Annotated in this window: 5 protein-coding genes; 3 read left to right on the top strand and 2 right to left on the bottom strand. The window is 59.4% G+C overall.

Going from position 1 to position 3,696, the window contains the following annotated elements; translation table 11 throughout:
* Positions 1 to 320, bottom strand: a 320-nt coding sequence (locus OXF11_21850) for a hypothetical protein (GenBank protein MCY4489732.1), incomplete at its 3' end; no start/stop codon positions are given.
* Between the two features lie 663 nt (positions 321 to 983).
* On the opposite strand from OXF11_21850, the gene OXF11_21845 reads away from it, so the two are divergent.
* From OXF11_21845 to OXF11_21835, 3 genes are all read left to right on the top strand, one after another.
* Positions 984 to 1,643 (top strand): hypothetical protein, encoded by a 660-nt coding sequence (locus OXF11_21845; GenBank protein ID MCY4489731.1) that lies wholly within the window; start codon positions 984 to 986, stop codon positions 1,641 to 1,643.
* 275 nt (positions 1,644 to 1,918) lie between these two features.
* Entirely contained in the window at positions 1,919 to 2,242 is a 324-nt protein-coding gene (locus tag OXF11_21840) for a DUF2513 domain-containing protein (protein ID MCY4489730.1), read from the top strand.
* Between the two features lie 247 nt (positions 2,243 to 2,489).
* Positions 2,490 to 2,729: a hypothetical protein gene (locus OXF11_21835; protein MCY4489729.1), complete on the top strand. Its 240-nt coding sequence runs from the start codon at positions 2,490 to 2,492 to the stop codon at positions 2,727 to 2,729.
* Between the two features lie 669 nt (positions 2,730 to 3,398).
* Here OXF11_21835 and OXF11_21830 read toward each other — a convergent pair.
* The coding region (locus OXF11_21830; GenBank protein ID MCY4489728.1) for a universal stress protein at positions 3,399 to 3,696 on the bottom strand (298 nt) is incomplete at its 5' end.

Here is a 3,696-nt window from a genome sequence, read left to right as displayed (position 1 = left end):
GTCCGTTCGGCCAACCAGGCGCACGGGATCGCGAAAGCGAACGCCACCACCAGCGCCACTCCGGCGAACACCGCGGTGTTGAGAAACGCCTTGGCGGTGAAGGGATCCGTGTAGAGCAGCAGGAAGTTGTCGAGGCCGTACCTCGTGCCGGAGTCGTCCTCGACCTGCAACGACACCTGCACGATCACCACGAGGAAGACGACGACCAGCCCCAGCGTGACGAACGCGATGAGCGGGAGCGGCAAACGCTCCGCCGCGTGGCCTATCCGTAAACGCAGGGCGGCAATGGCCTCACCGCCCCGTTCTTCCGCGTGATACACCGCCGAACCTCGCGTCCGTTGCGCCTGGGAGCCTGCGCCGTGGAAAGACAGGAGTCGGGCGGGTTTGAAACTTGGCCGTGTAGGGTTTGTCCTACCGTCTGCCGCCCATAACCTACTGAAAACAAAGAGGTAAATGTTCCTCTTGGAAGATCGGATGATTCGCTCAGGAACAATCAACACATGGTCAACACGGCGCTTCGGTGACGATGTGACGATTCAAGTCTACCAACACGACCAAACCCGCATCGTCCGGCACCTGTGACGCCGAATCGGATGCAATATAGCACATGTGGCGGGCACCGGTCACGTCTGTCCCGGGTCCGCCCAACACGCGCTTACCCTCGATCGCAGGCAGCATACTAGCGGCGTTCCGACAGTGCCAACGGGTACTCCTCTCCGACGGAACCGCGATCAGCGGTTATGAGGAACGTCGCCACGTCGTACTACACGAATCTCCATGCTTCCCCGACAGCTCCGGCGGCTACTTCAGAGGCCGTAGTGGCGTGACGGCGCACGGCAGAATCGACAACTACGACTTCGTTAGGCTAGAAAGGTTGAGAACACATGACCGATCGGGATACACTTTATCTCGGCCGCCATCCTGTCCAAGAAACCACGACCACCTCAGTCCGGAGTCGCCAACCATCGACATGGAGGTCATGTATGTCCCTAATCGAAAACCTGCGGTGGCTGGACCGGAAGGAGCGCTTTGCGGTGTTGCGGGAGGCCATGGGCTTCGACCAGAAGGCGCCTCGCCTCGGTACCCGTTTCCGCAAGAAGCTGGAAGAGTGTATCCACGTAGAAGTACCAAAACGTGCCTTCCTCGGCATGGATTACCATCTGGACTGGATCGAGCTAGCGCTCTACATGGCCCAGCATCCGGACATCCGGGACGGAGGGCTCATTAAGAATCCCAACCGGGGCGCAATCAACGAGAACCAGCAAGACGTCGACCTTCTTGTCGCCTTCGAGACGGAAAGCAAGAGCGGGACGGTGACCCATCTGGTGCTTGTCGAGGCGAAGGCTTACCTGTCCTGGCAAAATTCCCAACTGGAGTCCAAGACTCGGCGACTTGGAGAGATTTTCGGCAGGGATGGTCGGCGACACAGGGCCGTGAAGCCTCATTTCGTGTTGATGACAAACCGTGTGCCGACAGGCATCAACACCGAAAACTGGCCGGACTGGACAAAGACCGGCGCGAAGCGCCGACTGGAGTACGATCTGCCCCCGCGCCTCAAGGCCACACGCTGCTCCGAGAGCGGCAAGCCTTCCAAGGGCGGGGACTATTTGAGCCTCCGTTACACTGCACGGCGGGACGCATGACAGAACTGCACTTAGATCGATCTGCCCGTACCTGGATGGCAGGATGCACGAATCCAGTTCGAGACGTGCTTTATGACGGAGAAGCGGATAGCTGGTCTGCTGCCGAAGGAACCTACGAGGGAGAGCCCAGGATCGCGATTCGCTGGAATGGGAATCACTCCCGCACAAGAGGGCGTTTTGGCTTTCCGGTAATACGCGGGAAACTATGTGGTTCATGGTGCCCGGGAACTGGAAGAGGCGGTGCGGAGCGCCATTCAAGTGTTGCGGAGGAAACAGTGAAACGTGATCCAGAGCTGTTGAGAGCGCTACTCGTCGAAATGGAAAGTTCGTACTCCCCCACTACAGTGGTGACAATTGATAGAAGTGCGGAGGATTGGCATCACTTCCAACTGCTATGCGACGAAGGGCTTGTGGATGAGATTGGTCAGGCCACTTTTCGCCTGACGAGTTCCGGCCATGACTTCCTTGACGCCATTCGTGACGAATCACGATGGCAAAAAGTGATGGGCCGTGTCCAGCAAACTGGAGGGGACTGGACCTTGGGTATACTCAAGGAATTAGCCCTTCAGTTTCTCAAGGAGACCGTGCTTCGGGGGTAGCTATCCTACCCGCTTTGCCCTGCGGAAGCGCATCTCCTTTCCCAAACCTGCCGGCGTCGATTACGACCTCTGATCGCGGGCCGCGGTAAGGCCCCTCGAGGTGGAGGGTATCGCCCCAGGCTCGTCCTTGAGCCAGAGGGAGTTGTCGCCGTCGACCACGCCGAATGGCCTCCGTGTAGACGGAGGCGGTGTAGTAGATGGTCGCGCCCCTTTTGCGGATTTGGCCCATGTGTTGGCCTCCGACGCTATGACAACCGAAGAGCGAGCAGCCAGCCTTGGCGCCCTGGTTCAAGAGAACGAGAAGCAGATAGCGGCTCTGCGTTCTTGCCTCAGAACCATCGGCAATGGCATCGAGAAACTGGCGACGCCCCTGGGCAATTCTCCCCATTCCATCGAGATTGCCGAACAGGGATTTCGCCTCTTTCACAGCGATCGAATCATAGTCGTCGACCCCCAAGACATCCGCACCAAGATTGTCGACCTCTAGGAAGCTCTGAAGAAGAAAGAGCAAACGGAGAGTCGCCTGACGGTGCCGCCAACATCCACGCCAACCAGGTACCGACCTTGAGAGTCACTCATAAGCAATTAATAATCACTACGTAAATCTAGGGGAAAGAACTGCGGAGCACCACGTTGCGCAACCGTTACCGTAAGCATACTGTAAGCGGATTCATTCTCGTCCGTGCGCGCTGCAGCGCGGCTCTGTCGTAACCGTTCGGGCTTGCCGTGGAGTATCTGGGCAAGAGGTGAAGTCGGTTCTTGGGACCAAGCAAATTCCTCGACTTCCGGTCTGCATCGTCTCCCCTCGCGCAAATCTCCACGGCAAGCCCGAACGGTTACGCTCTGTCGCGGTGCACCCACCGTTCCAGCGAAGCCCAATCGCGGGTTTTTCGTCCCACAGCCCTCTCGCAGCAGACCACCCATCTTCGCCGCTGTCGAAAATCGTCTCCTCGAATTTCCATCGGCCGGGACCAGCTTCTTCCCTGAATGTAGCGAACCTGTCAGGTGAGGAACCGAGTGCGTCGCGTACGCTTGGATCTGTGGGGGAGGGCCTCGTAACGACCGCTCCTACCCGGCAGCCATGCGGAACCGTTCCGCCGTTCCGGCGGGGGGCACCTGCGGTCCGGGAGTCCTCTCGGGCACGCACCGCCACCGGTCACTTGACCGTGAGACACGCGCACTCGGCGAGGTGCGCTACCTTGTGCGAGACGCTTCCCATTACCAAGCCCGCCACGTTGCCGAGACCCCGGCGGCCCATGACCACAAGCTCCGCCTTTTCATGCTCGGCTGCGGCGATGATGTTGCTTGCCGGGTCGCCGTCCACGACCTGGGTCTTCACGTCTTGGACGCCCATCGCCGACAATGTCTCGCGGGCTTTCTCGGCGATCCCTTCGCCGACCTTGCGCAGAGTCTCGGGCGACACCGGAATGGGACCCTGCGGGTAACCCGATGCG

Source organism: Deltaproteobacteria bacterium, from assembly GCA_026712905.1.
GTDB lineage: Bacteria > Desulfobacterota > Binatia > UBA9968 > JAJDTQ01 > JAJDTQ01.
This window is presented reverse-complemented; position numbering and strand designations above follow the sequence as displayed.